This window comes from Clostridium thermopalmarium DSM 5974, assembly GCF_002995795.1.
In the GTDB taxonomy this organism is placed as follows: domain Bacteria; phylum Bacillota; class Clostridia; order Clostridiales; family Clostridiaceae; genus Clostridium_H; species Clostridium_H thermopalmarium.
The window spans coordinates 66,893-83,068 of sequence record NZ_PVXN01000021.1 but is presented as its reverse complement, the minus strand read 5'-3'; the positions used below and the strand labels follow the sequence as shown (position 1 = coordinate 83,068).

The following is a 16,176-nucleotide window of genomic DNA, read 5'->3' as shown; positions in this document are numbered from 1 at the left end:
CTTTACTCTTTTTTTATGATATAATATCTAATAAGAAGGTGATGATATGGATATATATAATAGTAAAAAAGGTACAAGTTCAATTAGTATATTTCTTTTCATTACAATATTAAATATATTTATGCTGACTTTAAGTCGCTTTATTGATATATATGTATTATTAACTTTGATAAAAGTCTTTTTAGTATTGGCAGATTTATATGGATTATACTATTTATTATTGTCTATATCATTAAAATATAGTATAGACGATAAAAATTTATATATTTCATGTATATATGGATTAAAGAAAGTTAAAGTCCCTTTTAAAGAGATAGAAGCCTATAATATTTCAAAAGAAAAAATGAATGGTGTTAGGTTATATGGTATTGGAAATTCTAATTTTGCTTTCGGAAGATATGCTATAGATAAAATAGGAACTACCCAAATGTTTGTCACTTCAAGGAAAAATATTATATATTTAAGAACAAAAGATATAAATTATGCAATATCGCCAGAAGATGTGGAAAGGTTTATATGCTACTTAAAAGATAAACAAGTTCCTATATTGGAATGGAAAAGTTCAAATAAAAAAGAAGTTGCTTTGCATAAGGAAAAAAGTTTTATGATTCCTTTTGTTACAGTAAGTATTATTGCATTGGCATTAACAGTAATTCCATTGATATTATATTTAAAAGGGTTAATTCCAGAAGATATGCCTTTGAGCTTTAATAGGAAATTTGAACCGGTAAAAATGGGAAGTGGAAAGCAATTTGCTTTTAAACAGACGACTTATGGAGTTTTGAATATGGCAATTTTATTCTGCATGTATTATGCAGCATATTTTTATGCAAAATATGATAGAAAGAGTGCTAATCTATACATTTATTTATCTTTAATAATATCATCAGCATTCTTTTTAATGCAATTGAAAATAGTATTTCAATTTATTGTATAGGAGATTACATATGAATATAAGCATAAGACTAAAAACTATAGCTAGCTTGATTGATGAATGTAATAGAATTTCTGATGTAGGTACGGATCATGCATATCTTCCTATTTATTTAATAAAAATGGGTATATGCAAAGAAGCTATTGCGTCAGATATAAATAGAGGACCTGTACAAAAGGCAGAACATAACATAAAAAGAGAAGGATTAGAAAATAAAATTACTTGCAGATTAGGGACAGGACTTACCACAATTGAACCTTACGAAGTTGACTGTGCTATAATAGCAGGTATGGGTGGAAATCTAATTAGAGATATAATTGAAGAAAGTAAAGATGTATTTAAAAGTCTTAAATATGCAGTATTGCAGCCCGTGCAAAATCCAGACATATTGAGAAAATACCTATATGAAAGTGGATATGACATTCTTGAGGAAGAACTTTGTATAGATGAAGGAAAATATTATGAGATAATAAAAGTAAAGTATAATAATGAGCCCAAGATATTAGATGATATATACTATGAAATTGGTGAAAAACTAATACATAAAAGGCATCCGCTACTAAAAAAATATATTAATCACAAAATAAATAAATATAGTAATATTTTAAGTTACATAGATGATAAAACAGAATTAGCTAAGTTAAGAAGAATTGAGCTAAAAAGGAAAATAAAAAAATTGGAGGAAATTGATTTATGGCTTTAAAGATAAGAGATATAAAGGAAATAATAGAGAAGTTTGCTCCAATAAATTTAAAAGAAAGTTACGATAATGTAGGTCTTATGGTAGGGGAACTAGATAAGGAAATAACTTCGATTTTAGTAGCTTTAGATTGCACCATGGAGGTAATAAAAGAAGCTGTAGAAAAGAACTGTAATCTAATTATTACTCATCATCCTTTATTATTTAAAAAGCCTTCCTCTATAACGGGAGAGACTTTAGTTGGAAGAAAGATAATGGAGCTTATAAAAAATGATATAAGCTTATATTCTGCTCATACTAATTTAGATTCTGTAGATGGTGGAATAAATGATACTGTAATGAACTTGCTTGGATTAAATGAATATGTAACTATGGAATTATCTTCAGAAAGATACTTTGAAGATAATAAAAGTGGTATAGGAAGATTAGCTAATTTAAATGAAACCATAACTTTGAAGGATTTATGTAATAGAGTAAAGAAAAGCTTTAAGATACCTTATGTAAGATACGCTGGGGAAGATTTCATGAAAATAAAGAAAGTGGCTGTAATAAACGGCAGTGGGCAAGAGTATTTTTCTCTAGCTAAAAAAATGGGAGCAGACTGTATAATAACAGGAGATACAAGTTATCATTATGTCAGCGATTTTTCAGAAGAAGGTATAGGGATAATAGATGCAGGACACTTTGGAACAGAATGGCCTGCCTTTAAAATACTAGCCTTTATGCTGGAGAGCAAACTTCAACGTGATGGACATAAAAACAGGATTTTTGTGTCAGAAAAAGTGAAGGATCCGTATAAGATATATTAGATATTATGGTGTAAAGTGTGAAATGTAAAGAAGTATTTGTCATTTATTGAGATATAATTGATAAGTTAAATATGAAATCCCATATAAGGCAAAAAATAAAATTTGATTTTTGTTATCTTCTATGTTAACATATACTTTGCGAGTAAGCCAGATGGTCGCTGCTGCATTGTATGCAGGAGAGGAAAGTCCGAGCTCCATAGGGCAGGGTGCTGGGTAATACCCAGTGGAGGCGACTCTAAGGAAAGTGCAACAGAGATATACCGCCTATTATATTGTAAATATACCCATGTATAGGCTTTAATAGCTTTTGGGATTTACAAAATAGGTAAGGGTGGAAAGGTGAGGTAAGAGCTCACCAGCGCAATGGCGACTTTGCGGCTATGTAAACCCCACCTGGAGCAAGATCGAATAGGAAGACACATGGGGCTGCCCGTCCCGTCTTCGGGTAAGATCGCTTGAGCCTATTGGTAACAATAGGCCTAGATAGATGACCATTTAATACAGAACTCGGCTTATAGACTTACTCGATATTATATTGTTTTAAACACTACTCAGAAGAGTAGTGTTTTTATTTTAGCTACTTTTTCTCATAATATTTCTTATAATCTATATTCCATTGTTCATATTCTTTATCGTTTCTACGATCTTTTAAATTATAATTTTCTTTTAAAAATTTGCCTAGGTGGCTAGAAATTTTATATGATCCTGAAATATTAGAATGTCCTGCATTAAGCATATCTGTTTTAAAATTGAAACTTATCTCATCAAGTAAGTTGTTATAGTTTATAAATGGTATATTAGTTTCATTTGCAATTTCTGCTACTTTATTAAACATTTTTGCAGGCTCTTTATGCCAATTTCTCATGCCCTTGGTGCTTTCATAATCATGAGGTGCATTTATGAATACAAGCTCAAAATTTTCTTTTTTAGACAAATCAATTATTTTGTATAGATATTCCTCAGATTTAGGCGGCAAATCTGCTGTTCCTGTCACTGTAGTATCTGACAAAGTATCTTTTCCATATTGGTCACTTCCTGCAGAAAATCCCTTATTGCAATATGTTTCAGAAGTATTATCAAAAAAGTCTTTTTTCTGTAGATCCTTCCATCTATCATGATATTTAAGGATAGGAAAAAGATAATATATCCATTGATCCTTTGGTGTTGTATGCATGATAGCCTGTATCTTGTTAACTGAGAAACGCATGTTATCAAGAACATATCTAATGTATCCTTCTTTTCCAAATTCCTCTGTTAGACCAAGATAATAAACATCTAATACAACAACAGAAATATCACGCTTCTTTAAAACTTCTTTTAACAAATAATAAGTAACGTCTATGGGTTGACCTGCAGTAGCAAAATTAAAACTAGTTATACCTTGTTCACCCCATATAATATTAGGATTCACTGCACCATTCATGTGACTTGATCCTAATAATGCAACATCATAAACTTCATTTTTGTGTTTATATAATCCTTCTTTTAACTTACTGTGATGTCCTGTCTTTAATATGAATATAGAATTAAGAATAGAAAGTATAAATACTAATACAATAGTAAAAATACTTCCTTTTAGAACTGCTTTTTTAATCATAGCTTGTCCTCCTAAAATTGAAAATATATAAACTGCTTAGCGCTATATCCTGGTCCATATATTCCAAATACTAAAATTAATACAATAGAAATTGTGTATACGGACCATCTAAGAAATACATTCTTATTAGCTAGTTCGTGGCGCAAACCTTTATTTCTCTTCATCAAGTCTACACCTACACCTATAACTATACCTATAATAGCTACAGCAAAATCCTTGCTATTTAAACCTAGCCTAGCAATTTCAGTTAAATTAAGTGTCCATGGAGTAAAGCTAAATATGTTTTTAATTATAATTCTCGAATCTGTAAAGGAATTTGCTCTAAAAAATATCCACGCAAAACTTACTAACGTGAAGTTTGTTATAATCTGAAAAAGTTTAAAACTAAATGTATGTGTTTTTACTTTAAAAGTATCTATAAATCTTTTTTTAATAGGCTTTAAAACATCTCCTATTATTTGATATATACCATGTAATCCTCCCCAAATGATATAATTTATTGCAGCACCATGCCATAATCCACTGGTCAAGAAGACTACCATAATGTTGAAGTATTTACGCATTTTACTGCATCTACTTCCTCCTAATGGTATATATAGATATTGAGAAAACCAGGTGCTAAGACTAATGTGCCAGCGTCTCCAAAATTCCTTTATTGACTTTGACAAATATGGACTCTTAAAATTTATAGGCACTTTAAATCCTAATATCTCTGCTGCTCCTCTTGCCATATCTGAGTAGGAAGAAAAATCATAATATAATTGGAAAGTAAAGAATATAGTTGCAATAAGGATTTCAATTCCTTTATAATTTTTTGGATTATCATATACGGTATTGACTAACTTGGCCAATCTATCTGAAATAACTAATTTCTGAAAGAGTCCCCACAGCATTAAAACTAGTCCATTTTTTACTCTATAGTAATCAAATGAATGTTCCTCACTAAACTGGTGTAGTAATCTTTAGATTTTCCTATAGGTCCAGAGAGTAATGTAGGAAAGAATGATACGAATAAAGCATATTTCCCTAAGTTTTTCTCTACTTTAACATCTTTTCTATAAACATCTATGGTATAACTTAATGCTTGAAAAGTATAAAAGGATATTCCTACAGGCAATAAATAATCGAAAGATGGAATATTTAATGAAATATTAGCTAATGAAAATATTCTTATAAATGTAGATGTGAAAAAGTTATAGTATTTAAATAAGAATAGGATACCTAAATTACTTAAAAGACTTAAGGATACCCAAAGTTTCTTAAAAAAGATTGACTTTTTCTCATTATTAATTTTATTTGCTTTATCTATTAATAGTCCGCTAAGATATGTGATTATAGTTGTTGTAGCTAATAAAATTACATATTTAGGGTTCCAACTCATATAAAAATAATAACTGCTTATAAGTAGCCATATCCAACGTATTTTAGACGGTATTATAAAATAGATAAGAACAACAATTGGAAAAAATATTAAAAAATCAATAGAATTAAATAACAATGTTTTTGTGCCTCCTTTAAAGCATTTTAATTAGCAATTTTTATATGTGATTTAAGACTAGCCTATATTATTTTACACTTAATTTTTACAGTCATCAAATAAATATGATCATAATTAAAAAACTCTTTACACTTGAAAAGTTTTTAATTTGATATCAGGTTGATTTAGAAGATCTTGTGAGTAATAAGGAGAATAGTATTAGGAAAATGAATCAAATAAGAAATATTAAAAGCCCGCCATGTATTATATACATGATGAGCTCTTAATATAGATATGTCCCTATTTACTAATCCCAGTCATCATCATAATCATAATCGTTATAATATGGCATGTATGGTGGATAGTATGGATAATATGGTGGATAAAATGGCCTTTGGTAAAATGGTCTTATGAAAAAGAATGGTGCAAAATAATAAGGAAATCCAGGTCTAGGTCTAGGCCTTCTTTGTCTATATAAGGAGTCAGAATAATCGTAGTCATCTTCAGTATTGTATACGTACATATTGTCCATACTATTGTTATTTATAGTATTCATAAGATACCTCCATGAAATTTATTACAATACTATATATATTAACAAATAACTAATTTGTTAATAATTTTAATGTTTAAAAATCTTTTTTATCATATTTTTTTCTTGTAATAATTTTAAGTATCATCTATAATTTATATCAAAAATTAATATTGCAATAAAAAGCAGAGTAGGTATTTGTGCGTTAAGTGCTAAAAGAACGGGAAGTTGTCTTTTAGACGAAAAATGAAATTTCATTTGCGATGCATATACCGCATTCCGCTGCTAAAAAGAGAAGCATAGCCCTCTTTTTTGGCAGGTTGCAAGAGAAAGGGGGAAAAATATTGAAAAACACAAGTACTATAGTTTATATGGCTTTATTTATTGCATTAGATGTTGTATTTACTAGGTTTTTATCTATTCAAACGCCTATAATAAGAATAGGCTTTGGATTTTTACCAATTTCTTTATGTTCTATAATGTTTGGTCCTATTATAGGTGGCATAACAGGGGCTGTAGCAGATATAGTTGGTATGGTGATTTTTCCAAGTGGTGCATACTTTCCAGGATTTACGCTAAGTGCTTTTGTATCAGGGACAATCTATGGATTAGTACTGCATAAAAAGCAAATTTCTGCTGTAAGAATTTTAATAGCTGTAGCCTTAATAATAATTCTAGTGGATTCTATTATGAATACTTACTGGCTATCTATAATCACAGGGAAAGCAGCTATGGCATTACTGATGCCAAGAGTAATTAAAAATCTTATTATGTTTCCAATACAGACTATTCTTATATATACTATGTGGAAGTTTTCTGATAAACTAGAATTAACAAGGGATATAAAAGAAGTATAAAAAAATTGTGCAGGTTTTTTATAAATGAACTTGCACAATTTTTTAAGTTTTGATATAATACAAGTTATAATTAGGTATAATAAATTGTGTTCGGATGAAGGTAGTGGGAGAGAGATGGTTTTCCATCCACCGAAGAGGTTAATCTTTCAGGTAGCTATTTTATAGCGGATGACCGTTACTGGACGAGCCTCTGGAGAGATCCATTTAATTGGACACCGAAGGAGAAAAATAGCTTGGCGCCAAAATGCTATTGAAACTCTCAGGTAAAAGGACAGAGGAAGGAATTATATTGCAACTTGTTTTTTTGCAGTAATTCGCATTCCTCCTCCGAAACATCAACATATCTTTAGGAGGATGATAACATGTCAAATGTATTAGAAGTGTTTAACAAAATCGATTCTATTGTATGGGGTCCACCACTATTAATTCTATTGGTTGGTACAGGTATTTACTTAACCATTAGGTTAGGCCTATTACAAATTTTTAAATTACCCTTGGCTTTAAAATATGTATTTGGAAAAGATGATGAGTTAGAAGAAGAAGGAGATGTATCCAGCTTTGGAGCACTATGCACAGCTTTATCTGCTACAATTGGTACAGGTAATATAGTAGGTGTAGCAACAGCTATGAAAGTTGGAGGTCCTGGTGCTTTATTCTGGATGTGGATAGCAGCATTTTTCGGTATGGCAACAAAATATTCAGAAGGATTATTAGCTATAAAATATAGAGTCGTAGATGATAATGGACAAATGGCAGGGGGGCCTATGTATTATATAGAAAGAGGGCTAGGCAACAAATGGCTTGCTAGAATGTTCGCCATATTTGGTGTAGGTGTAGCTTTTTTTGGAATAGGAACTTTTGCACAGGTTAATTCTATTACTGATGCAGCAAAGATAGCTTTTAATTTACCAGTATGGGTAACTGGTATAATAATAGCAATTTTGACGGCTTTAGTAACTCTTGGAGGAATAAAAAGTATATCAGCTGTATCTGAAAAAATAGTACCATTTATGGCTGTGTTCTATATTTTAGGTTCTATAGCTATACTAGGGGCTAATATAGGAGATTTGCCTGAAGCTATAGGTTTAGTAATAAAAGGGGCATTTACTCCAACAGCTGCAGTCGGAGGATTTGCTGGATCAACTGTTATTATAGCCATTAGGAACGGTGTAGCAAGAGGTGTATTCTCTAACGAGTCTGGCCTTGGTAGTGCTCCTATAGCAGCTGCGGCAGCTAAAACAAAATCCTGTGTACGTCAAGGCCTTATATCTATGACTGGAACTTTTTTTGATACTATAGTAATTTGTACTATGACGGGTCTTGTGTTAATTATAACAGGTGTATGGAGTGGAGATCTTAAAGGTGCTGCTATGACTAATGCAGCTTTTAGTTCAGGTTTGGGAGTTCCTATTATAGGACAGATGATTGTAACAATAGGTCTTATGTTCTTTGCATTTACAACAATACTTGGATGGAATTATTATGGTGAAAGATGTATAGTATACTTAACAGGAGTTAAGGGGATAAAGCCGTATAGAATTATATTTATAATTTTAGTTGCATCAGGAGCATTTATAAAGCTAGAATTAATTTGGACAATTGCAGATATAGTTAATGGTCTTATGGCAATACCTAATCTTATTGCTCTAGTAGGATTAAGTGGCGTTATAGTAAGTGAAACAAAGCAATACTTTAAAGAATTAAAACAAGAGAAAGAGTATAGTGAGGAAGCAGTAGCTCAACGTTAAAAATTTAAAGATTAAAGTACAGGAGTAGAGAGATTAAAAATTTCTTAACTCCTGTACTTTTGTTTTAGATAGATTATGTTTCAAAAAGTACTTATGACAATGAAGTTATACGAATATTATAATTTTAATATTATTTAATATACATAATATAACGAACTAAATTATATAATTTCGATATAAATGTATTGACAATTATATTATGCAATGATAATATTTAATCATAACAAGTAAATAAATTCATTCATATAATCCTAATAATATGGTTTAGGAGTCTCTACGTAAGAACCGTAAATTCTTCGTCTATGAGTGAATCTTTGTGGAATAATAATTTTCAAATTATTATTACTCTTTTTTGAGTTTGTTACTACCACCAGATTTGCTCTTAGTCTGATGGTAGTTTTTTTATTTAAAAATATACATAGGGGGAATTACTGTGAAGGTAGCAATTATCTTTGGAAGTAAATCAGATACTAAGAAAATGCAAGGGGCAGCAGAAGTACTAAAGGAATTTAATGTGGAATATAAAGCTTATATTTTATCAGCTCATAGAATACCAGAAGAACTATATAGAAAGATAACGGAAATAGAAGATGAAGGATATGAATGTATTATAGCTGGAGCTGGACTTGCAGCTCATCTTCCAGGAGTTATTTCATCTCAAACTATACTTCCAGTTATAGGAGTACCAATAGATGCTTCTCTAAATGGACTAGATTCTCTTCTTTCTATGGTTCAAATGCCAAAGCCTGTTCCAGTAGGAGTAGTTGGAATAAACAATAGTTTCAATGCTGGAATGTTAGCAATTCAAATCTTATCTTTAAAATATCCAGAATTAAAAGAAAAATTAATCAAATATAGAGAAAGTATGAAAGAAAAATTTATAAATGAAAATTCAGAAGGGGTGGAACTTTAATATGGAAAAGGTAATGTTATATGAAGGAAAAGCAAAGAAGGTATTTCAAGGGGAAAATTCAGATGAAGTAATAATATATTATAAGGATGATGCAACAGCTTTTAATGGTGCTAAAAAATCTCAAATAGATCATAAAGGAATTCTAAATAATAGTATAACCTCTGCTATATTTGAACTTCTTCACAAAAATGGTGTAAAAACTCACTTTATAAAAAAGCTCAATGAAAGAAAGCAGTTGTGTAAAAAAGTAGAAATAGTACCTCTTGAAGTAATAGTAAGAAATGTAGCCGCTGGTAGTATGGCAAAGAGGCTTGGAGTACAAGAAGGGAAGGAATTGAAAACAACAGTATTTGAAATTTGTTATAAGAATGATGAACTTGGAGATCCCCTTATAAATGATTATCATGCAGCTGCATTAGGACTTGCTACCTTTGATGAATTGCATACAATTTATGATACTACATCGAAGGTAAATGAAATTCTCAAAAAGTTTTTTTTAAAACAAGGTATAAAACTTATTGATTTTAAATTAGAGTTTGGAAGATATAACGGAGAAATAATTTTAGCAGATGAGATATCACCAGATACTTGCAGATTTTGGGATGCCGAGACCAATGAGAAGTTAGATAAGGATAGATTTAGAAGAGACTTAGGTAATGTGGAAGAAGCCTATGTTGAAATATTAAATAGAATATCCAAAGCTCAATAGTAAAAATGGGGGATATTATGGGAAACATAGAAATAGATAAGTTTAAAGAAGAGTGTGGGGTTTTTGGGATTTATTCTAAGTCAGGTTTAGATGTGGCTGCGGTAAGTTACTACGGTCTTTATGCTTTGCAGCATAGAGGACAAGAGAGCGCTGGAATTGTAGTTTCTGATGGGAAAAGTCTTATGTGTCACAAGGATATGGGACTTGTAGCGGATGTTTTTAATGAAAAGACATTGAAGAATATGAAAGGCAAAGCTGCTATAGGACATGTTAGATATTCTACTACAGGAGAAAGTAAGGTTGAGAATGCACAGCCGCTATTAAGCAAGTTTAAGCTTGGATCAATAGCTATTGCACATAATGGAAACTTAATAAATGCAGATGTAATAAGAGAATTATTAGAAGATGCTGGAGTACTTTTTCAAACCTCTATAGATTCAGAGGTAATATTAAATCTTATAGCTAGAAAAGCAAAAAAAGGATTGGAACAAGCTATAGTAGACACAGTGCAGGCAATAAAAGGTTCTTATGCTATGATCATGATTACTGAAGAAAAGTTAATAGGTCTTAGAGATCCAAATGGCATAAGACCGATGTGCATAGGAAAAATAGGAGAGGATTATATTTTATGTTCTGAAAGTTGTGCTTTAGATGCTGTTGGAGCTGAATTTTTAAGAGATGTGAAACCAGGAGAAATTGTAATAATAGATGATGATGGTTTGAAGTCTATAGAATTTGCAGAGAAAACAAGATGTATGACCTGTGCATTTGAGTATATATATTTTGCAAGACCAGATAGTAGTATTGATGGTATTAACGTTTATACTTCAAGAATTGCTGCTGGAGAGGAACTTTATAGAGAAGCGCCCATAGATGCCGATATTGTTGTAGGTGTTCCAGACTCAGGAATAGCAGCTGCTGTAGGGTATGCAAAGGCATCAGGAATTCCTTACGGCATAGGATTAATAAAAAATAAGTATGTAGGAAGAACATTTATAACACCTTCTCAAAAGTTAAGAGAACGAGCGGTTTCTGTAAAATTAAATGCTCTCAAGGTGAATGTAGATGGTAAAAGGGTAGTGCTAATTGATGACTCCATTGTAAGAGGAACAACTAGTAAAAGATTAGTTGAAATCCTTCGTAGAGCAGGAGCTAAAGAAGTTCACTTTAGAGTATCATCACCTGTTGTAAAGTATCCATGCTATTTTGGAATAGACACACCTTATAGAAATGAGTTAGTTGGCTCTCAAAGAACTGTAGATGAAATAAGAGACTTTATAGGGGCAGATAGTCTAGGTTATTTAAGTATTAAAGGTTTGCTCAATACTTTAAAAGGAAAAGAAGGCTTTTGTCTAGGATGTTTTAATGGAGAGTATCCAATGTCAGCACCTATTGAGAATTTTAAGGATTATTTAGAAAGGTAGGGCATATTATATGGTAACTTATAAAGAAGCAGGAGTCAATATAGAAGAAGGATATAAAGCAGTTACTCTTATGAAGGAACATGCATCAAGAACCTTTACAAGTGGTGTACTTAATAACCTAGGAAGCTTTGCAGGTATGTTTGAAATACCAAAATATCATAATCCAGTTCTTGTATCTGGAACAGATGGAGTTGGAACTAAATTAAAAATAGCATTTGATATGAATAGGTATGATACTGTGGGAATTGATTGTGTTGCCATGTGTGTTAATGATGTTTTATGTCATGGTGCAAAGCCTTTATTTTTCTTAGATTATATTGCTTGTGGAAAGCTAGAAGGAGAAAAGGCTGCAGATATTGTTAAGGGTATAAGTCATGGATGTATAGATGCAGGTTGTGCTCTAATTGGAGGGGAAACAGCAGAAATGCCAGGATTTTATAAAGAAGGAGAATACGATATTGCAGGCTTCTGTGTTGGAATTGTGGAGAAAGATGAGATCATAGATGGAAGGGAAATAAAGCCTAATGATGTACTTATAGGAATTGAGTCTTCTGGAATTCACAGCAATGGATATTCCTTGATTAGGAAACTTATTACTGATTTAAATCAAGATTTTAATGGAAAGAAAATAGGAGAGATTCTTCTAACTCCTACAAAAATATACACAAAGTTAATTTTTAATTTAATGAAAAAGTATAAAATTAAGGGAATGGCTCATATAACTGGAGGAGGCTTCTATGAAAATATCCCAAGAATGTTCAAGCAAGACTATACAGCAGTTATAGATAAGAAAAGTTTTAATGTGCCAGAAATATTTAAATATATTATGTCTTTAGGCGTAGAAGATAAGCATATGTTTAACACATTTAATATGGGAATAGGTTTCGTGTTATGTGTTGATTCTGAAAATTCAGATAAAATTATTGAGGATATAGAAAAAATGGGAAGCATGGCCTATAAAATAGGGCATGTAGAAGCTGGAGGAAGAGGTGTATGTTTAAAATAGCTGTTTTGGTATCTGGAGGGGGAAGCAACCTACAAGCTATTATTGATAGTATAGAAAAAAAGTATTTAAACTGCAGCATAGAATTTGTAATTAGTGACAAAGAAAAAGCTTTTGCTATAGAAAGAGCTAAAAAGCACAATATAAAAACTTTTGTTTTAAATAGAAAAGCCTATGGTGAAACATTATCGGATAAAATTTTAGAGATAGTAGATGAAAAGGTAGATTTAATAGTTCTTGCAGGTTTTTTATCTATTTTAAAAGGCGAAATACTAAAAAAATTTGAAAACAGAATTATAAATATTCATCCTTCATTAATACCATCCTTTTGTGGTAAAGGTATGTATGGAATAAAGGTTCATGAAAAAGCCTTAGAATATGGTGTTAAAATTACAGGATGCACTGTTCATTTTGTAGATGAAGGTACTGATACTGGCACTATAATAATTCAAAAGGCAGTGAAGGTTGAAGAGGACGATACACCAGAAAGTCTTCAAAAAAGAGTGCTTGTAGAAGAACATAAAGCACTAGTAGAAGCAATAAAACTCATATCAGAGAAAAAGGTGATTTTACAAAAGGGAAAGATTTACGTATAATTTAGTTTATTAAAGTGATAAATTATTAAACAAGGAGGCACTGATATGATTAAAAGAGCATTGATAAGCGTTTTTAACAAAGAAGGTATATTAGAATTAGCAAAATTTTTAGTTAACAAGGGTGTGGAGATTATATCAACAGGTGGTACATATAAATACCTAAAAGAAAATGATATCAATGTTATAGAGGTTAATGAAGTCACAGGTTTTGATGAGATTTTAGATGGAAGAGTAAAAACTCTTCATCCTAGCATACACGGCGGAATATTGGCTGTAAGAAATAATGAAGAACATATGAAGGTTATAAAAGAAAAAAATATAAAACCTATAGATATGGTAGTTGTTAATTTATACTCTTTCTTTGAAAAAGTTAAAGAAAATTTAGATTTTGATGAAAAGATAGAGTTTATAGATATAGGTGGACCAACTATGATAAGAGCAGCAGCCAAAAACTTTAAAGATGTAATTGTACTTACAGATACAGAGGATTATAAAAATGTTATAGAACAGATTGAAAATACTGGTGATGTAGACTATAGTACTAGAAAAAAGTTTGCAGGAAAGGTATTTAACCTTATGTCAGCTTATGATGCTGCTATAGGCAATTTCCTTTTAGAAGATGAAGAATATCCAGAATATTTATCACTTTCTTATAAAAAATCTATGGATTTGAGATACGGAGAGAACTCTCATCAAACCGCCGCTTACTACACAGCAACAACTGGTAAAGGTGCGATAAATAACTTTAAATTATTAAATGGAAAACAACTTTCTTATAACAATATTAAAGATATGGATATAGCTTGGAAGGTTGTCTGTGAATTTGAGGACATAGCTTGTTGTGGCCTTAAACATAATACCCCTTGTGGAGTTGCACTTGGGGAAGATGTATATGACGCTTATATAAAGGCTTATTCTTGTGATCCTGTTTCTATATTTGGAGGAATAGTAGCCTTTAATAGAAAAGTTGACAAGAAAACAGCAGAAAAAATGATATCTATATTTTTAGAAATAGTAATTGCCCCAGATTTTGATGAGGATGCCCTAGATGTACTTAAAACAAAGAAAAATTTAAGAGTTGTAAAGTGTACTGTAAAGCCAGAAGATAAGTTTAATTTAGCAAAAGTGGATGGAGGAATACTAGTTCAAAGTGAAGATACTTTATTTGCAGAGAAAATGGAGGTAGTAACAGAAAAGAAGCCAAGTCAAGAAGAAATGAAGGATTTAATCTTTGCTATGAAGGTATGTAAATATGTAAAATCCAACGCTATTGTAGTTGTTAAGAATGAAATGACATTAGGTATAGGTGGAGGACAAGTTAATAGAATCTGGGCAGCTAAGGAAGCCTTAGAAAGAGGAAAGGGTGCTCTAGTAATGGCATCAGATGCTTTCTTCCCATTTGACGATGTAGTAAAAACAGCAGCGGAATATGGAATTAAGGCTATTATTCAGCCAGGAGGTTCTATTAGAGATGAAGACTCTATAAAAGCATGTAATGAAAATGGTATAGCAATGGTGTTTACAGGAACAAGACACTTTAAGCACTAAAGAAAATTGCAGAGCAATTTTCTTTAGTTGAAATTTTAGTTGGGGGTTAAAAATATGAAAGTTTTAATCATTGGTTCTGGTGGAAGGGAACATGCTATGGCATGGAAGATAGCACAAAGTCCTTTAGTAAGTAAAATCTATTGTGCTCCAGGAAATGGAGGCACAAAAATGGAAGAAAAGTGTGAGAATGTAGATCTAAGAACTATAGAAGAACTTATTGTTTTTGCAAAGAAAGAAAAAATAAAATTCACAATTGTAGGACCAGAAGTGCCTTTAGTAGAAGGAATTGTGGATGAATTTAAGAAGAATGATTTAAAAATCTTTGGACCAAGCAAAAAAGCTGCTGCTCTTGAGGGAAGTAAGAGTTTTGCAAAGAGCTTTATGAAAAAGTATGGGATTAAAACAGCAGAATATCAAACTTTTGATAATGCGGATAAAGCTTTGGAATATTTAAAAATATGTACTTATCCTACAGTAATAAAAGCAGATGGATTAGCAGCGGGAAAAGGCGTTGTTATATGCCACAATGAAGAAGAAGCAAGAAATGCTGTGCAGGAGATTATGATTAAAGACATATTTGAAGGTGCCGGAATTAAGATAGTTATTGAAGAATTTTTAGAAGGAGTAGAAGCTTCAATTCTTTCAATTACTGATGGAAAAACTATAATTCCATTTATATCAAGCAAGGACCATAAACAGATATTTGATGGAGATAAGGGGCCTAATACTGGTGGAATGGGAGTTATAACACCAAATTTTTATTGTACTGAAGAAGTTTTAGAGGAATTTAATAAAGATATTTTAGAGCCTACTTTAGTAGGAATAAGAGAAGAAAACATGGATTATGTAGGCACTATATTTTTTGGAATTATGATAACTAAAAAAGGAGTATATCTTTTAGAATATAATGTAAGAATGGGAGACCCTGAAACTCAAGCAGTTTTATCTATTATGGAAAGTGATTATGTAGATTTAATATTAAATGCTCTAGATGGGAAACTGAAAAACTATAATATAAAATGGAAAAATGCTCATGCTTGTTGTGTTACAGCTGTATCTAAGGGATATCCGGGAAAATATGAAAGTGGATATGAAATAAAAGGTATAGAAAATACAAACTGCAAAGTATTTATAGCAGGAGCAGAAGAAAAACAAGGTAATTTAGTTACATCTGGAGGAAGAGTATTAAATGTAGTAGCCCTAGGAAATAGTTTAGAAGAAGCGAGGAAAAGAGCTTACAATGAAATTGAGAAGATTACCTTTGAAGGTATTTATTATAGAAAAGATATAGGATTAAGATCGGATAAAAATAATTTATAAGGGGATATG

General features: G+C 31.2%; 16 protein-coding genes, 1 other RNA gene and 3 riboswitches. Of the genes, 13 read left to right on the top strand and 4 right to left on the bottom strand.

The window, feature by feature from the left end:
• Positions 1-46 precede the first annotated feature (46 nt).
• The 4 genes from CPAL_RS05260 to rnpB all read left to right on the top strand — a co-directional run bounded on the left by CPAL_RS05260 (position 47) and on the right by rnpB (position 2,974).
• Positions 47-937 carry a PH domain-containing protein gene (locus CPAL_RS05260; protein WP_061858684.1) on the top strand — a complete coding sequence of 297 codons (891 nt, stop codon included), beginning with the start codon at positions 47-49 and terminating at the stop codon, positions 935-937.
• Between the two features lie 10 nt (positions 938-947).
• Positions 948-1,637, top strand: a complete 690-nt coding sequence (locus CPAL_RS05255) for a tRNA (adenine(22)-N(1))-methyltransferase (protein WP_061858685.1) — start codon at positions 948-950, stop codon at positions 1,635-1,637.
• Positions 1,628-2,443 (top strand): Nif3-like dinuclear metal center hexameric protein, encoded by an 816-nt coding sequence (locus CPAL_RS05250; RefSeq protein ID WP_061858686.1) that lies wholly within the window; start codon positions 1,628-1,630, stop codon positions 2,441-2,443. The genes CPAL_RS05255 and CPAL_RS05250 overlap by 10 nt, the downstream gene beginning before the upstream one ends.
• Positions 2,444-2,582: 139 nt before the next feature.
• Positions 2,583-2,974: RNase P RNA component class A (rnpB, locus tag CPAL_RS05245), an RNA gene on the top strand.
• 46 nt (positions 2,975-3,020) lie between these two features.
• On the opposite strand, the gene CPAL_RS05240 is transcribed toward rnpB, so the two are convergent.
• The 4 genes from CPAL_RS05240 to CPAL_RS14010 form a co-directional block, all read right to left on the bottom strand.
• Entirely contained in the window at positions 3,021-4,040 is a 1,020-nt protein-coding gene (locus tag CPAL_RS05240) for a hypothetical protein (RefSeq protein WP_061858687.1), read from the bottom strand.
• Positions 4,041-4,051: 11 nt separating this feature from the next.
• Positions 4,052-4,933, bottom strand: a complete 882-nt coding sequence (locus CPAL_RS14225; protein ID WP_341372128.1) for an MBOAT family O-acyltransferase — start codon at positions 4,931-4,933, stop codon at positions 4,052-4,054.
• Positions 4,934-4,950: 17 nt separating this feature from the next.
• Positions 4,951-5,538, bottom strand: a complete 588-nt coding sequence (locus tag CPAL_RS14220) for an MBOAT family O-acyltransferase (protein WP_341372129.1) — start codon at positions 5,536-5,538, stop codon at positions 4,951-4,953.
• Positions 5,539-5,824: 286 nt separating this feature from the next.
• Positions 5,825-6,073 (bottom strand): hypothetical protein, encoded by a 249-nt coding sequence (locus CPAL_RS14010; RefSeq protein WP_061858688.1) that lies wholly within the window; start codon positions 6,071-6,073, stop codon positions 5,825-5,827.
• A 160-nt stretch (positions 6,074-6,233) separates the two neighbouring features.
• Positions 6,234-6,336, top strand: a riboswitch (THF riboswitch).
• Between the two features lie 57 nt (positions 6,337-6,393).
• Here CPAL_RS14010 and CPAL_RS05225 point away from each other — a divergent pair.
• The 9 genes from CPAL_RS05225 (at position 6,394) to purD (ending at position 16,167) form a co-directional block, all read left to right on the top strand.
• Positions 6,394-6,906, top strand: a complete 513-nt coding sequence (locus tag CPAL_RS05225) for a folate family ECF transporter S component (RefSeq protein ID WP_242862639.1) — start codon at positions 6,394-6,396, stop codon at positions 6,904-6,906.
• Between the two features lie 180 nt (positions 6,907-7,086).
• A riboswitch (glycine riboswitch) is annotated at positions 7,087-7,191 on the top strand.
• Between the two features lie 77 nt (positions 7,192-7,268).
• Positions 7,269-8,654 carry an alanine/glycine:cation symporter family protein gene (locus tag CPAL_RS05220; protein ID WP_061858689.1) on the top strand — a complete coding sequence of 462 codons (1,386 nt, stop codon included), beginning with the start codon at positions 7,269-7,271 and terminating at the stop codon, positions 8,652-8,654.
• A gap of 221 nt (positions 8,655-8,875) precedes the next feature.
• A riboswitch (purine riboswitch) is annotated at positions 8,876-8,977 on the top strand.
• A gap of 110 nt (positions 8,978-9,087) precedes the next feature.
• Positions 9,088-9,567 carry a 5-(carboxyamino)imidazole ribonucleotide mutase gene (purE, locus tag CPAL_RS05215; RefSeq protein ID WP_106024227.1) on the top strand — a complete coding sequence of 160 codons (480 nt, stop codon included), beginning with the start codon at positions 9,088-9,090 and terminating at the stop codon, positions 9,565-9,567.
• Between the two features lies 1 nt (position 9,568).
• Positions 9,569-10,276 (top strand): phosphoribosylaminoimidazolesuccinocarboxamide synthase, encoded by a 708-nt coding sequence (purC, locus tag CPAL_RS05210; protein WP_061858691.1) that lies wholly within the window; start codon positions 9,569-9,571, stop codon positions 10,274-10,276.
• Between the two features lie 17 nt (positions 10,277-10,293).
• The gene (gene purF, locus CPAL_RS05205; RefSeq protein ID WP_165815354.1) at positions 10,294-11,700 is read left to right on the top strand and encodes an amidophosphoribosyltransferase; all 1,407 of its coding nucleotides are present in this window, start codon (positions 10,294-10,296) and stop codon (positions 11,698-11,700) included.
• Positions 11,701-11,710: 10 nt separating this feature from the next.
• The gene (gene purM, locus CPAL_RS05200) at positions 11,711-12,706 is read left to right on the top strand and encodes a phosphoribosylformylglycinamidine cyclo-ligase (RefSeq protein ID WP_106024225.1); all 996 of its coding nucleotides are present in this window, start codon (positions 11,711-11,713) and stop codon (positions 12,704-12,706) included.
• Positions 12,694-13,299, top strand: a complete 606-nt coding sequence (gene purN, locus CPAL_RS05195; RefSeq protein WP_106024224.1) for a phosphoribosylglycinamide formyltransferase — start codon at positions 12,694-12,696, stop codon at positions 13,297-13,299. Before purM ends, purN begins: the two co-directional genes overlap by 13 nt.
• Positions 13,300-13,344: 45 nt before the next feature.
• On the top strand, positions 13,345-14,847 hold the full coding sequence (gene purH / locus CPAL_RS05190; protein ID WP_106024223.1) for a bifunctional phosphoribosylaminoimidazolecarboxamide formyltransferase/IMP cyclohydrolase: 1,503 nt from the start codon (positions 13,345-13,347) through the stop codon (positions 14,845-14,847).
• A gap of 54 nt (positions 14,848-14,901) precedes the next feature.
• Complete coding sequence (purD, locus tag CPAL_RS14005) at positions 14,902-16,167, top strand: phosphoribosylamine--glycine ligase (RefSeq protein WP_061858696.1); 1,266 nt, start codon at positions 14,902-14,904, stop codon at positions 16,165-16,167.
• Positions 16,168-16,176: the final 9 nt, after the last annotated feature.

Coding starts and splice junctions, on each gene's coding strand:
- CPAL_RS05260 (WP_061858684.1), top strand. CDS start 47: ATGGATATATATAATAGTAAAAAAGGTACAAGTTCAATTAGTATATTT.
- CPAL_RS05255 (WP_061858685.1), top strand. CDS start 948: ATGAATATAAGCATAAGACTAAAAACTATAGCTAGCTTGATTGATGAA.
- CPAL_RS05250 (WP_061858686.1), top strand. CDS start 1,628: ATGGCTTTAAAGATAAGAGATATAAAGGAAATAATAGAGAAGTTTGCT.
- CPAL_RS05240 (WP_061858687.1), bottom strand. CDS start 4,040: ATGATTAAAAAAGCAGTTCTAAAAGGAAGTATTTTTACTATTGTATTA.
- CPAL_RS14225 (WP_341372128.1), bottom strand. CDS start 4,933: ATGCTGTGGGGACTCTTTCAGAAATTAGTTATTTCAGATAGATTGGCC.
- CPAL_RS14010 (WP_061858688.1), bottom strand. CDS start 6,073: ATGAATACTATAAATAACAATAGTATGGACAATATGTACGTATACAAT.
- CPAL_RS05220 (WP_061858689.1), top strand. CDS start 7,269: ATGTCAAATGTATTAGAAGTGTTTAACAAAATCGATTCTATTGTATGG.
- purC (WP_061858691.1), top strand. CDS start 9,569: ATGGAAAAGGTAATGTTATATGAAGGAAAAGCAAAGAAGGTATTTCAA.
- purF (WP_165815354.1), top strand. CDS start 10,294: ATGGGAAACATAGAAATAGATAAGTTTAAAGAAGAGTGTGGGGTTTTT.
- purM (WP_106024225.1), top strand. CDS start 11,711: ATGGTAACTTATAAAGAAGCAGGAGTCAATATAGAAGAAGGATATAAA.
- purN (WP_106024224.1), top strand. CDS start 12,694: ATGTTTAAAATAGCTGTTTTGGTATCTGGAGGGGGAAGCAACCTACAA.
- purH (WP_106024223.1), top strand. CDS start 13,345: ATGATTAAAAGAGCATTGATAAGCGTTTTTAACAAAGAAGGTATATTA.
- purD (WP_061858696.1), top strand. CDS start 14,902: ATGAAAGTTTTAATCATTGGTTCTGGTGGAAGGGAACATGCTATGGCA.